Source organism: Gorillibacterium sp. CAU 1737 (assembly GCF_039888655.1).
Lineage (GTDB): Bacteria > Bacillota > Bacilli > Paenibacillales > NBRC-103111 > Gorillibacterium.
Genome location: NZ_JBDQQO010000001.1, coordinates 189,559 through 211,056, shown reverse-complemented (window position 1 = coordinate 211,056; position 21,498 = coordinate 189,559). Strand labels below are relative to the sequence as shown.

The window sequence follows — 21,498 nt, the reverse complement described above, 5'->3', positions numbered from 1 at the left end:
AACATAAAGGAGACTCATTGACACCACCTCCTCAGTCTCGTTTCATAAGTTCTTCTCCGGATAGCCTGTTGTATCCACCTTGCCTCGGCAGCATCTCTTCGAAATCACATGCCGCTATAGCAGGATAGCCGCTGCTCCACAAATGGGTAAGCAGTTCAGAGACACAGGAATAATACAAACTGGGCTCTATCCCTTCATTCGGCTCAATCTCAAGGTAATACCTCGAAAACAAAAAACCATCGGGTCTCTGCAATCGCTTGGCAACATGAAAATCGTCATTTTTCACCAAATAAAGACTGCAGTACGGGTTTGAAACACACCACCCCTCCATTCTCCCAGCTATGCTTTCTGAAACAAAGGAGATCACTTTCTCTCGATCATGATCCGTATCAATAAATAGCTTGCAGAAGAAATCAACATCATCTGGAACCATCATCATCATTTCACCTCAACGCGTTGTCAAAAGGGGGGGCATCCGATAGCTTCCCTAAAAACCCCTCGAAATCATAAGCAAGGAAATGAACATTCTGCATATCCTCCGGGTCTTCATCATGAATCCAAAAGAAAATTTGGCCAGAGGTCCCTTCGGTAAGGCCTAAACATATTTGGTTTCCGCCTGAATCATCCGCGATGGGGAACAAGCCGATTTCGAGCAGATCGTCAAAAAGATCCATCTTCTTATCCAGGTTGTCATACATCTCCCCGATGCCATAAAAGATATTTACCATCCCCACGCCTTGTTCATCCGAAATGAAAAAGAAAGACGGTGTTGGGTACCCTCCATTGAATTTCAACAAAAAGGCTCGATAGGAGGGGGGAAGGTCGATTCCGTACCTCTTCTCAAACTCTTGCAGTCTTAACTCGGTTAACCGCTCCTGATTTTCCTTCATCTGCATCTTCCTTCGGCTCCTTAGCTCAAAATGACCAGCTCTTGCTTGCACGGAGAGGGAATCTAAGGGGTCACGGGTTCCAGCATTGCCAAGAAGTCTCGAAAACGATCGGCAACCGGGTAACAGACAGGATCAAACTCGCCAGAGTTCGCATGATCCCAAACACAGACACTTGGAGAATCTCGACGTTCCCGGAAATCCAAACAAAGGAAATCACCGGAAAATAGAGCAGCAACGGGTAACAATGCGACGCCTATCAAGTCCTCATCATCAATTAATCTCTCATCAAGTTGAGTTTTTATTGCATCGATATCAAATAACCCAAGTTCATGATGGGTGGGATCTTCAAGAATACATAGAAATCGAGTAAGGAGATGAGTATGTCCGTGGCAAGGAAAAGAACGTCTTTCTGGAATCCCTCCATTGCTCACTTTGATAAAGTCCTTATAGTCTGAAGGCAACGTTACCCTCCAGAACTCTTCTTCTTTTGCCAATAACGGATCGGATGGCAATGGATGGATGATTGATTCTGCTTTTGTCTCCACGTTTATGTCCTCCTTCCCTGAAATCAGAGACTCTACTCCATCGTGGTTGTAACCGTCTTCTGCTCAATCTTTTCGATAATCACTTTTTTGCGCGCATCAAGGTCATGGAGCTGCTCCAGTGTCGCCTTATCCTTCACTTGTTCGAAATTCAAGTTCTCTAATTCGTTTACCAAATACTCTTTGGATTTATGAAATACCTTGGAGTGAGTCACTAACAATTCTCCATACGCGATCAAGATGATCGACCTTTCAAAGGCACCGAGATTCATGACCGCTTCAAACTCGCTAAGTGTTCGGGCTAATGCTTGGGTTCCATTTCGATACTCTGACCAAAATTCTTGGTACGTTTCACGAATTGCCTCAAACAATTCCTCGTAATCCCAGTGCAAATAGAGTCCCTCCATTCCCTTAGCCACCCTTTCATCAGGGGTACATCTGGCTAAACGGGGCGGATTTCAATCGTCTTGTTCCTAACCGAAATGACAACTTGATCGTTCACTTGTTCGGACGAAATGCCTTCTCCATAGCAAGTCACTCTACGGTTGAACTCGTGAAAACTAGCAGCATCGAGAAAGAGAATGAGCCGGCTTAGGATCGTCCCCTCTTCGATAAGCTCCATTTCAACTTTTTGGATATCACCGCTTGAACGTGTTTCGCCAAGCAAGCTCGTGAGAACCTGATAATTGGGTTCCCCATCCCTCATAATGTGCACAAGCTCCACTACAAGTTCCTCAAACGGAGCGCGTGCAAAAAACTGCTCAATTTCCTGCCTCGATGTATCCAAAAACCACGTATCCGTATCATCATCGGAATCATCGATTACTCCGAGGACATGTGGTTTTGTATAGAGAAAGGCTTTGTTCATCTGGGTTCTGCACCTTCCCGCAGCAGATTCAAACGGATCTCCCGCCAGGTTCGAATTGCTGCTACTCTAGTTCAAAATAGTCTTTGATCAGCTCAAGGAAGCTTGACCATCTGGGCTTTCATTCACCGGTTAGAAGGTGCGATCGTCGAACTTAATTTGAAAATGAGAATTTTTCGTTTTCTCAATTACGGCTTGGATCAACTCCTTTTTCGTCTGTTCATCAATTCCAACATCATCATATGGCGGTTCCCAATTTGCTATGGAATCCGAATAGGCCAGAAACCCGCCAACCAACTGTTCCCCTTGAATTTTCACTGATCTGTTGTGAAGCTCTACTCTTATGTAACTGGAGGTGCCTGTAATCTTCATGTGATCACCCTTTTCGCAACACGGCTAAAGCCTGCCTTCAAAAGACTTTTTAAACCACTCATAGTTTTCTTGGATATGCATCCGATCCGCATCACGAAGAGCCAAGTATCTTGTCTCCACCGCCGTGAGAAATTCGGAGGAAAGCGACTCTCCATAGGGTTGAAAACAACAAGATGCCGCCATCTGGGGATCTCTTCTGGAGAGCTCCGTCAAAGCATCCGCGACTTCTTCCAGATCCTCCACGTTTGCTATGATGATCATGAGTTCAGCGCTAGTCAATCCAGTCAGATCCGCCTCTTCCATGCTTTCCCTCCATGCTTAGATTCCCCTGGCTGTCACGCTGATGCATTCTTTATCCTCACAAGAGATTCGATACGAAGTTAACGTTCCTTGAAACAACAGGTTCTTGCCACAGCGAGGACAGGTCTTGTCTGTATCTCCTCTTTCATAAAAATCATCAACTGCTTCATACAACATAGTTAGTTCGGCATCTGATACCATAGTTTTGTTGTTATGATCCATATTAGATTCTCCTCTGAGAGCTAGTCGTATCATAAGCCGGAATATCCAAATCCCTCCAATACTTAAGAGGGTAACAGGATCTGCCAACTACCATCTCGCCTTGCCTTATCGTGAAGATGCCTCCTCTTTCGATAAATTGAATCATGGGTTCGTACAGATCGAGATAGTGAATGGCTTCGCTTACTCCCTCGTCTGCTAGTTTGCATATGTCGAGGTACCCATAACATACAGCTTTTAGATAGGGATTATCGATCTCTTGGATCTGGGGACAATGGTGGAACAGCTTATCATCAGGAGCGATCCCAAGAGCTTTGGATAACCAAACGATTGGATATAGATCTACATCAAACCCTAAATGATTCAAACAATCATTAATCCTTCTGAAATACTCCCTAATTAACGCATGATGAGATTCTTGCAGGGTTGCACCGGAATTCACAAATTGAATTGCAGATAGACGGCTTGCAGCGAAATGAAGATGATCCCCCAAAAGCGTTTCACCTCCTATGACCATCAAAATAAGAATCCGACATTTCCCCACCCTCTTGATATCCATACTAAATGCAAGCGAAATTTCCATTGTCGGACAAAAAGTAAGAACGACCCTGAATGAGAAATTGCATGTTCCCGGACTTCCCCAAAAATTCGGGCATGTTGTCTCCGTAATGCATTAACCAAATGCGCTCCTGCATGACTTCAGGCAAGGTAAGCAGCTGATTCAAGGAGGCGTGAACAGGGGCCAAATCATGCAATTGACAGTCATGCAGGATCACTTCGACCCCTCGCCTTTCAACGAGATCGTTCAGAAGGTCTGGATCAAACCGCGAATCCCCGCTGAAGTAAAGCCGCTCATTGATCAACAATGAATAGCTCTTCTTGTTTGTAATATGTTGGACCGAAATGAGCTCTACGCGAAGTTTTGGAGTGAGGTCAATCGGTCTCAATTCAGGATTGTCAATCGGCATGACGTGGAATAGATCCGATAACTCCAGAATCCCCTCCTCGGCCTCCTCCAGGCCGCCTTTCAACGTGTGCTCCCAAAGACGAGCCAAGATACCGGACTCCGCTATAAGGTCGACCTTTTTTCCCAACGCATACCGAAACGTCCATGCCAGTTTCTCTAACCCATTCACGTGATCGCCATGAATGTGCGTAATGAGAATCCCATCCAGTTTGGCGAGGTCATATCCTAAGGCATGAAGCCCGTGTGGTGTTGTCTCTCCGCAGTCGATCAACAGGTTATACCCGTCCACCTCTACCACACAGCTATTCGTAAAATAGGCGTACCCCAATGCAGAACCTGTTCCTGCCATGGTGATCTTCATGAGTTAACCTCCTGCAAGAGAATCTTATTCATGGTCGATTGTTCATTCTCAACTTTTGAAAAATTTGAGGTATTTCGCATTCTTTGCGCTCCCGAAGCACCTACCTTCGGATTTGTCATTCCCAATCCTGAAAAACTCTTTTGCTGTCTCGAAATCTCCTAATTCAAAAGCAACCCTCCCTGAAAGAAATTCCTTATCCCCAGAATCGATACGATCATATCCGGTAAGGAATAGTTTTCCTGCCCATTCGTTTGCTTTACTGAAATCGTTACTTTTTAGACTTATATGAATAATATCTTTCACTAAATGATAACTTTCCTCGCTATAAATGCCTTTGGGATCAGGGATGAAGTCCCAGGCTTCTTCTAATAAGAAAATACAGCGATTATAGTCACCCTTTTCAAAATTCTCATTACAATCACGTAATTTACTTTCAAACTGCTCCTTACTTAATGCAGGTAGCTTGGACAATATCAAATCCTCCTCATCTCATCATCGTAACTAGTTCGTACAATCCCCAATCATCTAAATTTCGGATTTGTATAAATCAGCATGCAGGCGAACCTCTCGATCTACGTTCTCCGAACCTGCGATCTCTTCGAAAATCTTAGTATAGATTGCCTTCCTTTCATCATCCGAACCATTCATGATTCGTTTCAGCATCCATAATGTATGAGGGGTAGGGGTTCTTTCGAGTGATTCCATCAGCTTCCTTTCATACCCTCTTCGATAAAACGTTTCTACGAAATGCACAAGAGGACCTGGGGATCCAAAATCAGCAAAAGGATTCTCTTCCATTAATCGCAGTATAGGTTCAACCGCTTCAAAAGCATCTGCACATGGTGATCGTCTCGTTTACTTCCTGTAAGAGAACCGTCACCCAACATCGGACAACGTCAGGATCTCACCAAGTTCCCCTAGCTCTTTTATGTTTTTTCTAGCTACTTCAATTGGAATGTCCTTCATTAGTACAAAAGGTAGCTGTTTCGAACCTTTCAGTAAATCAAACAGGCCCTTTTTTATCGCAAAAACCTCTTGTATTTTCTTTAGATCCAAAGTCCCCTCCCTCAGAGGATGCACTAGAATCAGATCACAAAGCTGCTCGTTATCCGTCTCAACTTCTACGTCTTCCAAGTCGATGTTTAGTGCTCCATTATTTATCCAGTTGGTAAAGTCCTTATTAACGACTGAAGCAAATTGTGGATTCATTACTCCTGCATCTACTTGTAAGAGTTCAGTTGAATCATCATGTGCTGGCATTAAGTAGAACTTACCTCCGCCGTTTCTTCCGTTTCAAGGCCATTCGTTACCTTTAGAAGCTCCTTAACTACTCTAGGGAACCTCACCCCCATGTCCATCTCAACGGGTATGATCTCCTTTTCGTCAACAGAAGGATAAAGAATAAAGGTTAACAAAGACTGTGGATTTATCATTTCATGCCTCTCCTGTCCATCAGAATCTATACCTCAATTCCAAAACTCACTCATTTTGTACAATTGCGGATATACCTCTTTGCTAACCTGATCCCAACGAAGGACCGTAAAATCATCCGGTACAACAGTTGTTAATTGATGAGCTAATACCAGTTGGCTGCCGTTGGAAAAATAGAAGATGAGTCCAACTTCTCTAGGGTGATCCCATTGCAAAGGATTCGTTGTCTCCAGTTTAATGATTTCATATTTCGTTATGCTGTGACCCACAAGGTTCTTAAAATAGACCTTCGAATATTCATCGTCCGCTGCTTCAACGGGAAAGAGTTCGTTGTCATTCTTCATCAGATCAGGATTTTCTTCCCCATCGATGGTTTCAGCCCAAAACGTTATGCTGCTAATCTCAACATGACTACTAAACCCAATGGATAGGTCTGATTCAAATTCAATACAGAGAGGGCCTACTGTAAGGGAAAATACATCCTCTTTCTCAATCTCACAATTTGCTGCTGAGGCTTCTCCGTTCCACCAGCTATATCGAATCATATTCATCACTTTTTTCCCAACGAAACGATCCAGCAGTTCTCTCCTGGCAGAAGGAAATGATGATTCGAAAACGTTATGTATCATACTACGCACCTCACATCCTCGAAACCTATTTTATATAACCTGTCTTCGTATGATCTACGTTGACATGAACAATCATGTCATGCTCAACCCCAATCACTACCCAAAAATCTTTATCACAATGGGGACAACAAACATATCCCTCGGGGAAACGTTGATCATAAAATAGTTAGTTCCAGTACACCCCAATTTCCTCGAACGAGGTCATACACTCACTCAACCCATCGGAGTTTTCTGCTCCAATGATTTCAATCTCTCTTTTTGTTAACACGATGCTTTCATCAGGATTCTTCATTTTTCTATCATAGATGGACTTTAACAAGTCAACTTGCTCTGAAGTCATCTCATAATAATCTCGCCAAGCTTCAATCGCAGAGTCACTCTTCATTAACTGCCTCTCTACTAAATATCCACCACATTGCACTAGTTTTACGATATTATCAACGGAAGTAATGGCATCACGATCACCCCAAAATGCAGTGGTTATCGAAGGCGTGGCCGTGGCGTCTTCATCTTCTACAAGAAGGTATTGTAAGGTTTCATTCTTAGCTAGCTCAAGAACTTCCTTTGGCGCATCCTTAAAAAAATCGATAGCCGAAGGAATCTCGGTACGAGTAAGGTTGTTATTTCGAAACGCCCCCACCACGTATTTACCCTTGAAGGTAATCGTCCCTCTTCCTCCAGAACCATCCATAGTATTGTAGGTTTCTCCATCCCATGAATGCTCGTAATCTAATTCGGGATATTGAGCAACCATAATGGCATGCGCTATAGATGCAAGCATACAGCCGCTCCATAGATTGTCTTTCGTTAATTGATTATTTACGATCTCAGGTTTCATCTTCTTCTCCAATCCGGGTTCCATGATGATGGTATCCATCAACCTGTTACGTGTAACGCAATAAGCTTTCCCTCTTCCGGGTAATTGCCGCTCCATCAAACTGAAATATGAACGTTTTGGAGAATTCAATTACTTCCACAACCAGATCATTGTGGATGCCATAACTCATTTTAAGTAAGCCGCCTACCCTACCAAGTACTCCCTCTCTATATTTTCGAACTCTTCATCCGCTAATTTAATCAGAAACGTACTGAAGGAGGCTGCTACTTGTGGCAAGCACTCTTTTATCACATCGTAAGATAATACAATTGGTTCATCATCCGAATAATAATTTGCTACTTCATCTGGTACATGAACACACTCAACAACTTGTAAATCCTCGTTATAGGAGCAAAATGAATAATCCGCAATGACTACTCGCGGTTCATTATTTTGCATATCCTTTAAATCCATACCGATCACATGACCACCAATAGTAGTCGCAAAAGTCAGCAACCCGTGCTTTAGTAAATACATACTGGGTGAAGCAGTGGAGTTCTCCCCTTTTATAGCCTCAAGTCCTAATAATACGACCCCTCCGCTAAGGGGCGGCAACGAATTCGGCTCAAAATTACGATAAAAATCCACAACACCTTCAGGGACACTATATTTTTTCAAATTCTCTAGATTTGCATCATTGTCATTCACAAACCCCTCACGAAATGTTCCATATAAATCCGTTAAGATCGTTAGATCATTGAGTTTCGCTTCAGCAAATGCTTCATCCACCTCTGTAGTGTCCATTCCATCGCTCAACAGGGTCTGTTTTATTTTTTGGACAATGCTGTTCATATCAGCCATCCTATGATGTTGTTCTTCATAGCTGTTATTCTTTTCAGTTGTCACTTTGATCAAGTCCTTTCCGACTTCATGGCATCCCCATCAAGCTGATGGTATTCTTTGAAAAACTCATCCGCCAGCTGAAAAAACAAGTCAGCTGCTTCTTCGTTATTTTTCGTTGATGCCACAATATACTCATACCATCCGCCTTCTTCGTCTATCTCTATGCCCAAATTGCTTTTTATCCACACCCTAACCCAAACATGAAATCCTTCACTAAAATGATAATCCATTGCTGTTGCTGTTTTTGATAGAGATCCCTGACAGTGAAATCCGGTAATAAAGTACTTGATGTAATCCAACCGCTTGTCCTTGACAAACATCCCCGGCCTTGTCCTAATCGCACAAATCAATTCTTCAATATCCATCACGATCTCAATCCTCCCGCTAAAAAAGAAACCTTGAAAGGCACAAACCAATCAAGGCAAAACATTAATCGTATAAATAGAAGCGTTCACCATCGATAACCACTGTACTATCAGCCGTTACCGCTTGTTCATTACTTTTTCAAGCGCAAGGCAAGAATGAGCTGCTCCATGCTCTCCGAGATTTTCTCAAACGAATTCCGTTCAAAGTCCTCCAGGTTTACAGAACCATCTTGATTATCCACGACAACAAGAAGCCCATTGCCCTCCATGCCTATAGGAATATTCGCTAGTCTGTTATTGTGGTTATTCTGGTATCCCATAAGGAAGTTGCCGTATGCTTCTATATCTGTTTTTGGCAGTACCGGTTCCAGTTTTATGTAGTGGTCTTTCATAAACCCATCTAATTCAGCAAACCAATAGGCATGGAAATACTCCACGATGGACGGGTGAATGGGACTCCCTACTTTTCTTTCTAGCGAATGAAAATCAGAAATCACTTTCTTTTCGACGGGTCTCCAAGAGATATAATCCTCCTCATCAACCTCTCCAACATAAATAAGAGAATCCGCTTCGTCATCGAATGGTGTTTTAAATAGAAAATCCACCCCCTCGTCTGCGACCGTTTTCCTTAATGAAAAATACTGAGTCATGGCCTCTTTCATCGTCATACCGATCACCCTTTGCCTTCTAGATTAATAAATTCATATTGAGAAGCGAACCATTCCATAATGGCGGGGGGGGGGGCAAGCCCTCCTCCTGGTATTATGCTCGTGTTCCAAAAAATGATCCCTTCTTTTCTAGTAGGATTACCTACATCTTTGGAAGCGAACGGATCCGTTCCCTATCGAGGATTAGCTTCTGTTTCTCCTCATTGTTGAACTGGTCACCTACATCTTCTATGTTGAATAGGTTTATCTCTCTTTCAATCTGAAGGAACGGTTCCGTGTTTGTTGCTTCTTTCTCTACGAAACGCCTCGCTAAGGTTATATAAACCGCCATCTTTTCCCCTACCGAACGCCTACATTCACGCCCAAAACGATGCAATACGTTCTCCGTAAGCTCATCTGCGGTCATCTCTGAACGAAAAATTACTTCTAGGTAACGATTCACTTCATCCTTCAACTCTTCATAGTACCAAACCGTTCTTGGAAAAAAATGCACCGGCTTCTTTTCGATTTCGGCAAGAACATCATTTTTTCTCTTCAGTAGATCTCGATGTTGATCCGGAGTTATATGCATCTCCACCTGGTTAAAAGCCATCTTCCTGATCTGTTCCACCAAATACTCTTTTGACTTATGAAAGATATAGGGTTGTTTCAGGGCATGCTCGCCATAAGAAATCAAGAGAACGGTCTCCTCCAGACCTCCCCTGTTCATTCTTAGCTCAAAATCATCCATGGTCCTTTCCAAGGACTCTGAGCTGCTCATTCGTTTTTCTTTATACCCCAGGTAGGTTTCGTGAAAGGATTCAAACAACTCGGCATAAAGATCACTCATGGTTTCATGACTCCTCTTCTTCGCGGGATAACGAAATGCTCATTTCTTCCTATTTTACCACTACCTTATGGAGTCGTAGAGTAAGAGTTTTGTCCATACAAAAAAACTCCGGCTGTGCGGGCTGGAGATCATATTAGGGGCAGGTTTGATTTTCATCTGGATTTGTTAGTCCTCATGTTGAACGGCTTTATACAGATCCATCCTTCACAACCAAGAGGAATGCACCTTCTCTATTCAAAAGGGTTCACCCTGTCCAATAACCCTAAAGGTCAATTAGGTTATATTTCTACTATCATCAGTCCGTCCAAGTAAGATTCCAATGAAGAAATATCGAGCCATGGTGATTCATCCTCTCTAACTGAATAGAACCGTAAAACAACGTCTTCACTATCATAAGATAGTATTAAGATAAAATTCCTTTGTGAATTGAACTGCCTGTAGAGTAGAGCAGTCCAAACCTCTAGTATTTCCGTTGCGATTTTTTATACATGAATAGGTTGGAGGACTTCATCGAACATTTCATTTAGGTGGATATGGTTGTAATCTGCTTCAAATGCGGTTCTATCTGAAATAAACGATACTGGTAAAATCAATGTTACAGTTACTATCGTTAGCTTCCCAATTCTCTATTTCATCTTCTAGATATGCTCTCATCTAAGAATTTATTAATAGAATTTCCACCTTTTTGGGACATATGAACTTATTCAACAAATTTCAGGTTATCCAGCATTTATATTAATACTTTTTGATATGGATTAAATTGAGCCTGCGAATGCTTCCATATGTAAGTCAGATAAAGACATCCCAATTCATTTCATAAAGATCCACTGTAGCCTTCTTTGGCATGTCCTTGTGTCGATACTCGAACATATCCGATGACATTCACGCTGTTTCCTCCCCCACCGTTACGATAATTTTGATTTTTGTAACGCCTAGTAGATAAATTCATTCGTCACCCACCCCCTCCAAAAAAGAAACCCTGAAAGGCATAGAAGCCGATCAAGGTTAATATTGAACTTAATTAATTGTTGCCCACTGATAAAAAGTTTTTAGTATCTCCTCAAGATTTCCTGGACCTCCCGCACCAGTAAAACATCCATCTTGTATTTTACAATAAATCCAGTCCTCATCGGTTCGATCTAATTGAACTACATCCATCTGTTTATTCTCCATCTCCGTCCCATCCAAACTTATTGCAACATGCCACCCGGGATTGTCAATGGAGGTAATTCTAATACCATCGCCATGCTCCCCATCTCCATCACAGTGTGAAGCGTACCACTCTTGCAACCACCTTAAAATCTCCATTCTTTACACTCCTCAAGGCTTCCCTGGAATTTCCCAAGGGTACGGTTTTCTTACTCCTCCTGGTATTTTAGGGTCATTAACGTGAGGGGTATCTACCATTTCGCCAGTTTGTTTATTAAAGTGTCCTGCTCCCTTACCATCATATCTCTCCCCAGGAGTGAATGGATTTGGATTTCGCGGATCAGATTTATTCCATCTCTGCCAATTTGTTATCTCTCCTATTTGAGGGTCACGTTTAAAAGATGAATGTTCACCTGTTGCATCAGGGTCATATTTCATATTGTTTTTGCTCTTGCCCCCATCAGCTTTAGGTGTACCTGCATTACCTGTCCCCTAAGTAGTAATCTTAAAATCTACTAAAGGAATGGTGGCAACTGTTCTACAAATTACCACCATTACATCATCCGGCTTTCAGTTGCGTTAGAGGACTCACCACCCTGTTTTCGGTTTTGTTCTTCATCATGCGTAGATGATGTTTACAAGCCTTCACAGGTCTTTGTTTTTCACCTGTCTACTATATGGGGAGCATATCACATCTGACCGAAATCAACCTGTTTTATGTAACAGAATAGCGTTGTTCAGGTTATAAAACTAAAGCATTTGATGCGCGTACAACCGATATGGAGAAATCTTCATACATGTATTACATGGGTTAACTGTGTTATTAATTGAATGATGAGTTCATTCGCCACTGGGTAGCCCCCCAGTAATATAAGCGTTAAGAATATTTAACTTGATATTCTTATTTTTTCCAACGCTAGAAAGTCATCAATCTTCTTAATTAGTCGGTTAATGTTCTCATCTGTTGTGTGTAGTAACGGATTAAATCCATCTTTCGGTTCGTTGTAATATATCAAATCTTCCATAACCTCAGGATAATTAAAATCACTGTATACCTGTGCCACTTTCTCAAGAAGGACATTGCCATCCTCGGTATCTTTCCGTATAGCATGCAAGATACAGTATCTCCATTTGCGTTCTTCGAGAAGAAAATTAATATTGCACTTCAAGTCAATTAATAGATTCTCTATTAGGGTAATTACCTCCTCATAGTTTCTATTCTCCCACACAAGTTCCTGTATGAAATTATTATCCGTATCAGGGTGTTCAGTCATGTACCTAACAGCATAATCGTCAACTTCTTCAACTGGATAACAATTTAACTTTAACCCGACTAATACTGTTGCCCAATTATATTTCACACATGCCTCATCAAAAATTTGAAAACTATACATTCTTACTATCACCTCTTAGGTATCGCATTTGGTTTTCCAGTTACCCCCACGTCTCCAATAAATCTTCTGTGGGTTACTCCCTTTAGTGGGTCAGGGTCAACAATCCATTCAAATACGCCCTTTTTCCCATTAAAAGATCCTTCAATTTGATAAAGTTCCCTTGTGACCTTATCCCCACCAACTAAATTAAATTTTTGTGCGGAGCTAGCGTAATTGTCAATAATGTTATTAAATGCATGTTGAGCATCTAATTTCAGTGCACTTCCGGTTCGAACACTATCTAGTACAGGATTATTGATCTCAACAACTTTTCCTGTCCCCTTATACTCCATCCTCAAATCCACAGCATTTGCAGCTCTTACTTCTGCTTCAGATAATGTTGAAGGAATACCATTCTGCCTGAGGAGTTCATGTGGGTCCATCTTGATGTTCCCATTTTGCTTTGCAATAGTAAGCAGATCTTCTGTTGCAGTGACGGATGCCGCCTTCTCTGTTGCTTTCGTCGCTGCCTTGCCTCCATTCAAGACCCCTCTCGCCGAAGTTATTCCCGTTTTTACGGCACCTACTCCATCTATTGCCGTTGCGATATTTAATCCTACTTCTGTGAAAAATTTCGCCTTTGTACGGCTCGTTGCTTCATCGCTTGTTACTTCTGTTTTGTAGCTTTTCACCACCCCATCCTTAATCGCTCTTGTAGTTTCAACAGGATGTCTTACCGCCGTTAGTAGACCCTTTCCTGCCTGCATAGGATCATCCACAATACCTCGGATACCTTCAGCTGCTGAATCACCAAAGGAAAGGATTCCCAGGCCAATACCAACAACTAGATTAACCAGTTTACCCGGTCCCTTGTCATTCTTTATATCCTTGTCTATGTTGCTCAGTTCTTTTTTTGCTGTATCAAGTAATGATGTAGCAGTTCCCTTCACAGTATTTAGTTTGTTAGCCTGTGGTGGTGGAGGGATTGACCCTTTGCTTTGACTATGAGCTTGGTTTGTCGGTGTATTGCTTTTCCCATTCGATTTCGTTTGCGCATTGGTATTCGTTTTCGGCGCAGCCTTTTGAGGCGTAGGGGGCTTTTGTTGCTGGTGTACAACAACTTGTGCTGCTCCCTTTTTGGGATCCTTACTAAAGGTAGTCATATTCGTAATAATCTTCGTTTGAAATTGCTGAGGTGACGGTTTCGTTGGCTGTGCTGCCTTGGTGGCCGGTTTCTGAGGTGTTGGTGTTGCTTTCTTGGTTGATCCTCCCCCATAACTGCCGCTTTCCTCCATCGCTCGATGTCCTGTGGGGTCAATGAAGCGAATCGGATCATTATGCGAATAGGTGTACAGATTCAAGCTCAGCGGGTTGTTATCCTCACCCCAATAGCTATCCTTCGTGATAAAGCGCCCAATATACGGGTTGTAGTACCGAGCCCTTAAGTAGTACAGCCCCGACTCCACATCGTAATACTCTCCTGCATAACGAATGGCCTCTGTATGTGATTCGATGCTCAGTGTCGGATTTCCAAAGATGTCATAATCGTACCGATTCTGAACCTCGCCTTCCTTTGTTATGGTTTGTACCACATCTCCATGGCCATTGTACAGATATTCATTGGCTTTCCCATCCGCTTCCGTATGAGCAAGGTATTTGATCCCCCTGATATACCGGTGAGTGAGCTTGCCGCTTGCATCCGTTTCGAGAATAACATGGTCGCGGTCATACACAAATTGAGTTGCTTTCGCTTGGTATCCGTCCTTGGAGTTGCTGACCGTCTTTCCACGACGCAGCCCATCCCCGTCATACTGATACTCAACCGTAACTCGATTGCCGCCTTTCACCTTTACCGTGCTCTTCAGTCGATTAAAGCCATCATAGGCCTGGGTCACTTTCTCGATGACGGTATTGATTTCACCCGTCTCACCATAAATCGATCCTCCGGTTGTTGGCCGTTTCCCGGATTGACTTGGTCTAAGATAGCTTGCCTTTTGACTGATCTGATTGCCGTTTGCATCATACAAGTAGACAGTCGTCTTCTTCAGAATCTCTTGTCCCTTTGCATCTACCATCCGTTCTTCCAATTGGAGCAATTGGCTTACATCCGAATAAACATAGTCACTTTTCTTCAGAAGATAGGAAGCTGCCTGCCCATCAAACAGAACCGATTCTTCTATTGGTTGTTCTGATGCATACGTTTCCTGCATCGACAAGCGATTACCCGAGCCATCATACGAGTATACCGTGGTCTTGCCCGGTGTTACTACTCGGGAAATCCGCCCTTCCTCATCATAAGAATAAGTGGTCGTTCCATAATCATCCTTCTTGGAAATTTGTCGACCATTCGCATCATACGTATAAACATAACTTGAAATGATATTGCCGTTTGGACGCTTGTTCGTTAAATTGACAAGGCGATTGTTTTTGTCAAAGGAGAAGTTTTCTCTAACTCCACCGCCATGTACTGCCGTTGTCCGGTTTCCATTCTTGTCATACGTATAGCGAACCGCTACCTCTCCACTTGTTGCATCCAACATTCTACTGGATTTGTCATAACTATAGGTTGTTTTGTTACCAAGTGCATCTGAGACGGACTCTACATTCCCTATTGTATCGTATGAATATTCCACCTCTATCTTTGCGTTCTTCCAGATCTGGAACAATTGATTGAGCGAATCGTAAACAAAGGACCGCGTCCCGCTTTCATCGGTCATCTTGACCCGATTCCCTACCTCATCATACTCGAATTGGATTCGGTCACCGGTCTCGACTACCCTCTTTTCGAGAATCAAATTTCGGGCGTTGTAAGTAAAAACCGTATGATTTCCCAGTCGGTCGATCATCATCCGTCTATTCATAGACAAGTCGTACCCATATCGATCGGAAGTATTCACGGCATCCGTTACTTTTCGCAATAAACCAAACGAACCGTACTCATACTGGGTAACTTTATCACGCCCATCTGTCATCGAAATCTTATTGCCTATCCTGTCATATTCATAGCTAACTTCTGTTCCCGATGGATCTGTTACCTTCGTTAGTTTGCCATCTGGATCATATTGATACCCTGTTGAATTACCAAGGGCGTCAGTCTGTTTAACAACTCGTCCTAAGCTATCATAGGTGTATCGCGTTGAAATCCCTTTTCCTTGCGTCCGCTCCAATGTCTCGGGGTCTGACTTTGTAAGCAAATTATTAGCCAGATTATACGTGAACAAGGTTCCGTACCGCTCTTCATCGGAATTTGCTGAGGCATAGCCTTTTGCATCGATCAATTTCGTCACGTTGCCATTCGCATCATAGATGTTCTTTGAAATCGTAACCTGATAGGGATCTAACGTAAGGGACAGCCGGTTAAGCTTGTCGTAGATGTAAGTGATTTGATCGCCCTTAGCATTGATATCCGCAACCTTGTTTCCACCCTTGTCATACTTTCTAGTGAATGTATGATTGGATGCATCCGTCGTTCCCGTTAACCGATTCATTGAATCGTAAGCGTAACGGGTAAGATAACCCCTTTCATCCTTAGCGGAAACCCTATTTCCTATCTCGTCATAACCGAACTGCTGCGCTCTTCGGCATTGGGTAGCCCTACCATGGAAAAAACCTTGAAAGGCACGAAGCCAATCAAGGTTGACAAAAGCTTTAATTAAATCAACTAGGGCGATTAGGTTCATTTACATCTGAATTGATAACATATTCTGCTTTATTAGTTATCTTATAGTTTTCTCCTTCGAACAATTCTTCCCATACCCAAATGAAGAAATTCCTAGCGTCTTTTGGTGGATCGAATGGAGGAAGGCAAGATTCAAATACCCTCTCAAAATCTATTTCAGAAGTTGACAAATAATAATTTAATGCTCCTTTTACCTTCTCTTTATTCTCATTACTTAAGCAATCATAATATGTTTTGATTTCCAACCTTATGATTTCTCTATAGTGATTATCAACAGAAGTATCAATGTCTCTGTACTTCTCTACTGCCTCATCATCATCGGCAAGTCCAGTAATTGGGCTTAATAAATCACTAATAAAATAGGGATTGACTGAAACCAATAATATCACTCCTACCACAAAAGAACCCTTGGAGTGGGCAAAAGCCAACCAAGGTTCCGGGTCATAAAAGAACTATTCGTTTTTGATCACTTTTCTACCTGCTGATAGGTATTCTTGAAAAATTTCAAAATTAAACATTTTTCCTGGAGAAATTGTGTGCTCATATTCAATCACTTTTGAATGCGCCCGTGTTGTACTATCCTTGTTAAAAATATCAATTGGCAAAGCTTCGTCCGTGTCAAACGTCAAAGTGACCCTATGATTACCTTCGGCCACTATAATTACTGATGCATAGTATCCAGCAAGAAATGAAAGATTTCCTCCGCACATGCAAACTATATCACCTTTTTCTAGGGTATATGGCCAAGTATGATATTGTTTACGTCCTATTCGGTAATCTCCTTCAATAAACTTAAAATCTGCCCCTTTAACCCCCTCTATTCGAATTTTCATTTTCCCGAAGACAAAAAGTGAACTATCCTTTATTTGAAAACCTTGCTCTTCCATCTGATCCCTAAAGCTATCGAGGTTTATCACGGAGTTCATCAATTCAAATTCATAAACTCCATTAATATCACTTGGAAAATTTAAGAAAATGGTTGAAATAACCTCTATATCCGTTCCCACAACACTATCAAATTCCTCCTTGTGAATATCAACCGATAGTTTCATCTCATAACCTCATTTCTTTATTATGGCATATTGGCCCAAATTTTCCAATTCAATGTTTTCTCCATTTGTTGTTTTGTAACTACCGTCATTTGGAATCTCCCGTCTCTCACCTCTAAACTAAGTGAACCTATTATGTAAATCATTTGCTTAATTTATAAATATCAATATTAGAATGGTTGTCATTCGATTTACTACTACTTAGAGTGACAAGAAAAATATCATTCATGTTCCAAAAAAATCTTGCCCTCAGAAAAGTAAATTTTTCATTAGGAATCAGTGATTCCTCGTTGTAATCTGTTTCTACTTTTATTTCCTCTTCATTAACAACAGCGAAAGTTCTTCCAATAAATTCAATATTAACGAATTTGGAAACAAGCATTTTAAGATTCTGTTTAGTCTGGTCATAATAGTTAAATACAGCAATATCATTATTTTCATCTTGTATAATGGCTATATACTCATTCTGATGAATATTTATAACCTTATACTGCGATAACCTCTGATAAAATTTATATAACGTTGGATATAACTTGTCTACTTCATTACAATCAAGCAATTTAATAGTATTCTCTTCTATTGAAACATTATAGAACTCCCCCTTATATGTTGATAAAATAATATTATTCCCAGACCAACTATATATAGAAGAAAAAACTACATTTTTCAAATCATCTTTTAGATAAATTATTTTATAATCACATGTGTTAAGGTCTATATAGACTATAAACTCATTTTCTGGACAAAATAGTAATATCTCCTCATTTTCGTAATTGTTAAAAGAAGAATATATTGTCAATTCATCCAAAATATTAACTTTTGAAATTAACTTGAGATCGTTATCAAATATTTGGATGCCGTCATAGTTATTATTAACAACTATTTTATTTGATACAACCTCAAGGAAATATATATCATTGTCATTCTGACTATGATTCCTCATTTTGAAAATCATTCAATTCACCTCCAGTGTAATTGTTTAGAAGAAAGGCATACTTTAAATACTTTTGCCAAAGATAAGTTCGGCTCTTCGCTCTATTGGATGGGAAAGGACTACAAATAGAGATTTAGAGAAACGTACATATTTAAGAGTTTCTTTAGCAATTGGTATAAAAGGGGGAGGGAAGGAACGGACTTAGCTCCTTCGTGCGCAGAGAGCTGGCAGCTTAGTTTTGTTAGCGGTCATGTAGACCATGGCAATCAGATTGTCGACGTTTCGGTAACCTCTTGCCCGGCGTTTGGCTGCCTGAACCAGACCATTGATCCCCCTCAAGTAAACCATTGGTGAGACGACTGGTGAACCAGCGAAGGATGCCGGACTGGTGCTTTTTGACGGTCTGTGCTACTTTTATCATCGGATCCAATTGAGAACGCTCCGCCCAGCCTAGTACACGGTAGCATTAATATTTAAGCGAGTATAGACAGAGTCGATCAAATCCGTTATGTTGGATATAATTAACAGTGAACGGGAGAACCAGCACATGGGGAAAAGAATCAAACACACGATCGCCTTTACCGAGAAACAAAAGCAGGTCTTGGAAACCATGAAAAATGGGAGCCACAGTCCCTTGCATATGATCCAGCGTTCCACGATCTTACTCAGCCTCGGAGAAGGGCGTACGCCGAGTGAAATCGCTCGGGAAATGGATACCGAGCGGAATACGGCCGCCAAGTGGCGCAACCGTTGGATCGCCGCTAAACCGGAATTGGATCGGATCGAACAAGAAAACCCGCGGCAGAGTCGGTATTGGCTGAACCCGAACATCACGGATGAGGCAACTTTTCACAAAGAAGTCCAGCAAGTCTGTGAATTGTACGATGCGGCTCCGCGTTTGTACGAGAGCGGTACGCATGTGCATTCTAGCGACGAAATGACGGGCATTCAAGCGTTGTCCCACAAGCATGAAGCTTTGCCGATGCTTCCCGGGAAAGTGGAGCGCCGGGAGTTTGAGTATGAGCGCCACGGCACTTCCGGCATAATCGCATCCCGGCATGTCGTTACGGGGCAGGTCGAAGCGCCGCTGATCCAGCCTACCCGCACGGAACTGGATTTTGTCCAACATATTAGTCAAGTCGTGATGCTCCATCCCGATGATCGGCACATCTTTGTTACGGACAAATTGAACACTCATCAATCTGAATCTTTGGTCCGTTTTGTCATCGCGCAGGGCAAGTTGGATCTGGACGAAGAAACGCTTGGCGTCAAGGGGAAGTCGGGCATCCTGAAGAGCATGGCGACGCGCAAGGCGTTTTTGGAGAACCCTGCCCACCCGGTTCGCTTTGTTTACACGCCTAAACACTGTTCGTGGCTCAATCAAATCGAATGCTGGTTTTCCATTTTGGTTCGTCGCTTGTTGAACAAGCGATCCAGTTTCTCTTCTAAAGAAGCGCCTGAAGCACGCATCGCCCAGTTTATCCTTTACTATAACACTCATTTAGCCAAACCGTTTAAATGGACCTTTGACGGTAACTTACTCAAGGTCTAGTCGTTTGCTTGATCTTTTACGCTAGTGTGTACTAGCCACTCTTTCAAATACAGATCGGCATACACATGCCGAACTTGCCACAGATCCTGCAGGGCCAGCTTTAAACGGTAGGCTCTTCCTGTCTGCCGGTGGCTATCCTTCAGACGTGCTAACGTTTCTCGTTGATCGGATGTTAGCTTATCCTCATTTTTCAGCCAAATGTATTTGGTCTTCTTTCGCTCTGGCGCTTGCTTTTGTTCCTGTATCCGGACCTGGTCCACAGCTTCGCCCACCAGCTTCATCACGTGGAATTGTCAAACGTAACCTCGGCTTGAGGAAACGATTCCTCAATGCCTCGAATGAACGCGGGAGACAAGTCGCAACACACTTCTTCAATCTGTTCAGCCGGAATTCCTTTGTCACCCAGGTGCTGGCGGAATTGTGCCAACGTGTCCTTGCCTTTTCCTTCAACTGCGAACAAAACGATTTTGCGGTCAACATCCACAAATAAGGTGATATAGCGATGACCGCGTCTGGACGAGGTTTCATCGATGGCAATTCGTTTGACGCTGGTTAACTCCAACGATGCCATCGCTTCATCCACGTAATGATGAAAAATACGCCACATGCGCGTATCATGTTCTCGCAATTCGCGTGCAGCAGCGTTGACAGGCATCTCGGCCATCAGCCGCATCGCCCAGGACTCAAAAGCCAAGGTGAAGTGAGAAGCCACCCGTGACCACTTGACCGGAACTTGTGTCACTTTGTTGCAGGAATGACAGCGTACTCGGGGAACACGCACATGCATAAACGTTTTCCATTCCCAGAAATCCAGATGACGCCACTCTTTGAACTGAGCATCGTGGGCTTTAGCTGCTTTTCCGCATACAGGACAAGCGAATTCAGCACCACGTTCAAAATCCATAAACAGATGCCAGGCCTGCTCTTGATCATCGAACGAAATTTCTCTCAGCTCCCATGGCGCTTCGACCTGCAGGGCTACTTTAAACATTTCATTAATGACGTATTCTTCTCGGTTTTTCGATGTCCACATTTCGCATCCGCTCCTATTAATCTTCTTAGGAACAGTTTGGTCATTTTCTCTTTATTTTAATCTTCGTCCATCCAATAGAGCGACGAAGCCCTTTTTCTATGCTCAAAAAACTCAGTCATGGCAAGGTTCTAGAATTATGAAACTTACTCGATATAGTAGTTCATTCGGTACTGTGTGGGGGCTGTCCCAAATATCCACTGCGATAGTTCCATGAGTAAAAAAATGCCACAACACGGCGGCTAGCTCGCATTGTGGCAATTTACATGGGTTATATGTGTTATTGGTTGAATGCTGGATTCATTCGGCACTGGGTAGCCCTTACTGAATTATTCATCCTTCTCTAACACATATGTCTTTATTACTATATCTCCATCGAATACATAAATTCTTTCACATTCGTTGCATCTCCAAACATCATATCGGGGAAAAGGTATTGTAACTGGGTCAATTGAATCTCCTAAATTAATAATATCATCCCATTCTCTATCCGTATAAACCCTTAACTCTACATCATTTGGTGCGTTTGAGTTCGAAAGTGTGACACCACATTTACATTGTAATCTTGCCATTG

General features: G+C 42.3%; 29 protein-coding genes and 1 pseudogene. 1 reads left to right on the top strand and 29 read right to left on the bottom strand.

The features are described from left to right. Nucleotides 1-31: 31 nt before the first annotated feature. The 27 genes from AAFN83_RS00920 to AAFN83_RS00790 all read right to left on the bottom strand — a co-directional run bounded on the left by AAFN83_RS00920 (nucleotide 32) and on the right by AAFN83_RS00790 (nucleotide 18,763). On the bottom strand, nucleotides 32-436 hold the full coding sequence (locus AAFN83_RS00920; RefSeq protein WP_347766448.1) for a 1,4-dihydroxy-6-naphthoate synthase: 405 nt from the start codon (nucleotides 434-436) through the stop codon (nucleotides 32-34). A gap of 7 nt (nucleotides 437-443) precedes the next feature. Beyond that, complete coding sequence (locus AAFN83_RS00915) at nucleotides 444-890, bottom strand: SMI1/KNR4 family protein (protein ID WP_347767350.1); 447 nt, start codon at nucleotides 888-890, stop codon at nucleotides 444-446. 62 nt (nucleotides 891-952) lie between these two features. Then, on the bottom strand, nucleotides 953-1,435 hold the full coding sequence (locus AAFN83_RS00910) for an SMI1/KNR4 family protein (RefSeq protein ID WP_347766446.1): 483 nt from the start codon (nucleotides 1,433-1,435) through the stop codon (nucleotides 953-955). 32 nt (nucleotides 1,436-1,467) lie between these two features. Beyond that, nucleotides 1,468-1,839 (bottom strand): Imm3 family immunity protein, encoded by a 372-nt coding sequence (locus AAFN83_RS00905; protein ID WP_347766444.1) that lies wholly within the window; start codon nucleotides 1,837-1,839, stop codon nucleotides 1,468-1,470. A 35-nt stretch (nucleotides 1,840-1,874) separates the two neighbouring features. Next, nucleotides 1,875-2,300: a hypothetical protein gene (locus AAFN83_RS00900; RefSeq protein WP_347766442.1), complete on the bottom strand. Its 426-nt coding sequence runs from the start codon at nucleotides 2,298-2,300 to the stop codon at nucleotides 1,875-1,877. A gap of 129 nt (nucleotides 2,301-2,429) precedes the next feature. Continuing rightward, a complete protein-coding gene (locus AAFN83_RS00895) occupies nucleotides 2,430-2,669 on the bottom strand; it encodes an Imm74 family immunity protein (RefSeq protein WP_347766441.1) in 240 nt (79 codons plus the stop codon). A gap of 24 nt (nucleotides 2,670-2,693) precedes the next feature. Further along, a complete protein-coding gene (locus AAFN83_RS00890) occupies nucleotides 2,694-2,972 on the bottom strand; it encodes a hypothetical protein (protein WP_347766439.1) in 279 nt (92 codons plus the stop codon). A gap of 15 nt (nucleotides 2,973-2,987) precedes the next feature. Beyond that, nucleotides 2,988-3,191 carry a hypothetical protein gene (locus AAFN83_RS00885; protein WP_347766438.1) on the bottom strand — a complete coding sequence of 68 codons (204 nt, stop codon included), beginning with the start codon at nucleotides 3,189-3,191 and terminating at the stop codon, nucleotides 2,988-2,990. 1 nt (nucleotide 3,192) lies between these two features. Then, on the bottom strand, nucleotides 3,193-3,681 hold the full coding sequence (locus AAFN83_RS00880) for a hypothetical protein (RefSeq protein WP_347766436.1): 489 nt from the start codon (nucleotides 3,679-3,681) through the stop codon (nucleotides 3,193-3,195). 67 nt (nucleotides 3,682-3,748) lie between these two features. Continuing rightward, nucleotides 3,749-4,516 (bottom strand): MBL fold metallo-hydrolase, encoded by a 768-nt coding sequence (locus AAFN83_RS00875; protein WP_347766435.1) that lies wholly within the window; start codon nucleotides 4,514-4,516, stop codon nucleotides 3,749-3,751. 48 nt (nucleotides 4,517-4,564) lie between these two features. Beyond that, a complete protein-coding gene (locus AAFN83_RS00870; protein WP_347766433.1) occupies nucleotides 4,565-4,987 on the bottom strand; it encodes a hypothetical protein in 423 nt (140 codons plus the stop codon). 405 nt (nucleotides 4,988-5,392) lie between these two features. Further along, nucleotides 5,393-5,776, bottom strand: coding sequence for a hypothetical protein (locus tag AAFN83_RS00865; RefSeq protein ID WP_347766432.1), 384 nt, complete (start codon nucleotides 5,774-5,776; stop codon nucleotides 5,393-5,395). Beyond that, entirely contained in the window at nucleotides 5,776-5,949 is a 174-nt protein-coding gene (locus AAFN83_RS00860; protein WP_347766431.1) for an SMI1/KNR4 family protein, read from the bottom strand. Before AAFN83_RS00860 ends, AAFN83_RS00865 begins: the two co-directional genes overlap by 1 nt. Before the next feature lie 33 nt (nucleotides 5,950-5,982). Further along, nucleotides 5,983-6,576: a hypothetical protein gene (locus AAFN83_RS00855; RefSeq protein WP_347766429.1), complete on the bottom strand. Its 594-nt coding sequence runs from the start codon at nucleotides 6,574-6,576 to the stop codon at nucleotides 5,983-5,985. A gap of 166 nt (nucleotides 6,577-6,742) precedes the next feature. Next, entirely contained in the window at nucleotides 6,743-7,414 is a 672-nt protein-coding gene (locus AAFN83_RS00850; RefSeq protein ID WP_347766427.1) for a hypothetical protein, read from the bottom strand. A gap of 183 nt (nucleotides 7,415-7,597) precedes the next feature. After that, the gene (locus tag AAFN83_RS00845; protein ID WP_347767348.1) at nucleotides 7,598-8,299 is read right to left on the bottom strand and encodes an SMI1/KNR4 family protein; all 702 of its coding nucleotides are present in this window, start codon (nucleotides 8,297-8,299) and stop codon (nucleotides 7,598-7,600) included. A gap of 5 nt (nucleotides 8,300-8,304) precedes the next feature. Beyond that, complete coding sequence (locus AAFN83_RS00840) at nucleotides 8,305-8,664, bottom strand: hypothetical protein (RefSeq protein ID WP_347766425.1); 360 nt, start codon at nucleotides 8,662-8,664, stop codon at nucleotides 8,305-8,307. 128 nt (nucleotides 8,665-8,792) lie between these two features. Next, a complete protein-coding gene (locus AAFN83_RS00835) occupies nucleotides 8,793-9,311 on the bottom strand; it encodes a SecY-interacting protein Syd (RefSeq protein WP_347767346.1) in 519 nt (172 codons plus the stop codon). Between the two features lie 160 nt (nucleotides 9,312-9,471). Further along, nucleotides 9,472-10,158 (bottom strand): Imm3 family immunity protein, encoded by a 687-nt coding sequence (locus tag AAFN83_RS00830; protein WP_347766424.1) that lies wholly within the window; start codon nucleotides 10,156-10,158, stop codon nucleotides 9,472-9,474. 1,017 nt (nucleotides 10,159-11,175) lie between these two features. Further along, entirely contained in the window at nucleotides 11,176-11,466 is a 291-nt protein-coding gene (locus AAFN83_RS00825) for an immunity 53 family protein (RefSeq protein WP_347766422.1), read from the bottom strand. 12 nt (nucleotides 11,467-11,478) lie between these two features. After that, nucleotides 11,479-11,745: a hypothetical protein gene (locus tag AAFN83_RS00820; RefSeq protein ID WP_347766420.1), complete on the bottom strand. Its 267-nt coding sequence runs from the start codon at nucleotides 11,743-11,745 to the stop codon at nucleotides 11,479-11,481. Between the two features lie 449 nt (nucleotides 11,746-12,194). Then, entirely contained in the window at nucleotides 12,195-12,701 is a 507-nt protein-coding gene (locus AAFN83_RS00815; RefSeq protein WP_347766419.1) for a DUF2247 family protein, read from the bottom strand. 8 nt (nucleotides 12,702-12,709) lie between these two features. Then, the gene (locus AAFN83_RS00810; protein ID WP_347766417.1) at nucleotides 12,710-16,360 is read right to left on the bottom strand and encodes an RHS repeat-associated core domain-containing protein; all 3,651 of its coding nucleotides are present in this window, start codon (nucleotides 16,358-16,360) and stop codon (nucleotides 12,710-12,712) included. Then, nucleotides 16,338-16,739: a hypothetical protein gene (locus tag AAFN83_RS00805; protein ID WP_347766416.1), complete on the bottom strand. Its 402-nt coding sequence runs from the start codon at nucleotides 16,737-16,739 to the stop codon at nucleotides 16,338-16,340. Before AAFN83_RS00805 ends, AAFN83_RS00810 begins: the two co-directional genes overlap by 23 nt. 72 nt (nucleotides 16,740-16,811) lie before the next feature. Beyond that, a complete protein-coding gene (locus tag AAFN83_RS00800; protein WP_347766415.1) occupies nucleotides 16,812-17,411 on the bottom strand; it encodes a hypothetical protein in 600 nt (199 codons plus the stop codon). Nucleotides 17,412-17,550: 139 nt separating this feature from the next. Then, the gene (locus tag AAFN83_RS00795; RefSeq protein ID WP_347766414.1) at nucleotides 17,551-18,363 is read right to left on the bottom strand and encodes a hypothetical protein; all 813 of its coding nucleotides are present in this window, start codon (nucleotides 18,361-18,363) and stop codon (nucleotides 17,551-17,553) included. A 220-nt stretch (nucleotides 18,364-18,583) separates the two neighbouring features. Further along, on the bottom strand, nucleotides 18,584-18,763 hold the full coding sequence (locus AAFN83_RS00790; RefSeq protein ID WP_347767344.1) for a transposase: 180 nt from the start codon (nucleotides 18,761-18,763) through the stop codon (nucleotides 18,584-18,586). A gap of 126 nt (nucleotides 18,764-18,889) precedes the next feature. Between AAFN83_RS00790 and AAFN83_RS00785 the strand changes: the two genes are divergently transcribed. Further along, nucleotides 18,890-19,894: a transposase gene (locus AAFN83_RS00785; protein ID WP_347766413.1), complete on the top strand. Its 1,005-nt coding sequence runs from the start codon at nucleotides 18,890-18,892 to the stop codon at nucleotides 19,892-19,894. Here AAFN83_RS00785 and AAFN83_RS00780 read toward each other — a convergent pair. Both AAFN83_RS00780 and AAFN83_RS00775 read right to left on the bottom strand, forming a co-directional pair. Beyond that, nucleotides 19,891-20,798 (bottom strand): annotated as a pseudogene (locus tag AAFN83_RS00780) (ISL3 family transposase). The gene AAFN83_RS00785 and the pseudogene AAFN83_RS00780 overlap by 4 nt on opposite strands. A gap of 455 nt (nucleotides 20,799-21,253) precedes the next feature. Further along, a complete protein-coding gene (locus AAFN83_RS00775; protein WP_347766411.1) occupies nucleotides 21,254-21,496 on the bottom strand; it encodes a hypothetical protein in 243 nt (80 codons plus the stop codon). Between the last annotated feature and the right edge of the window lie 2 nt (nucleotides 21,497-21,498).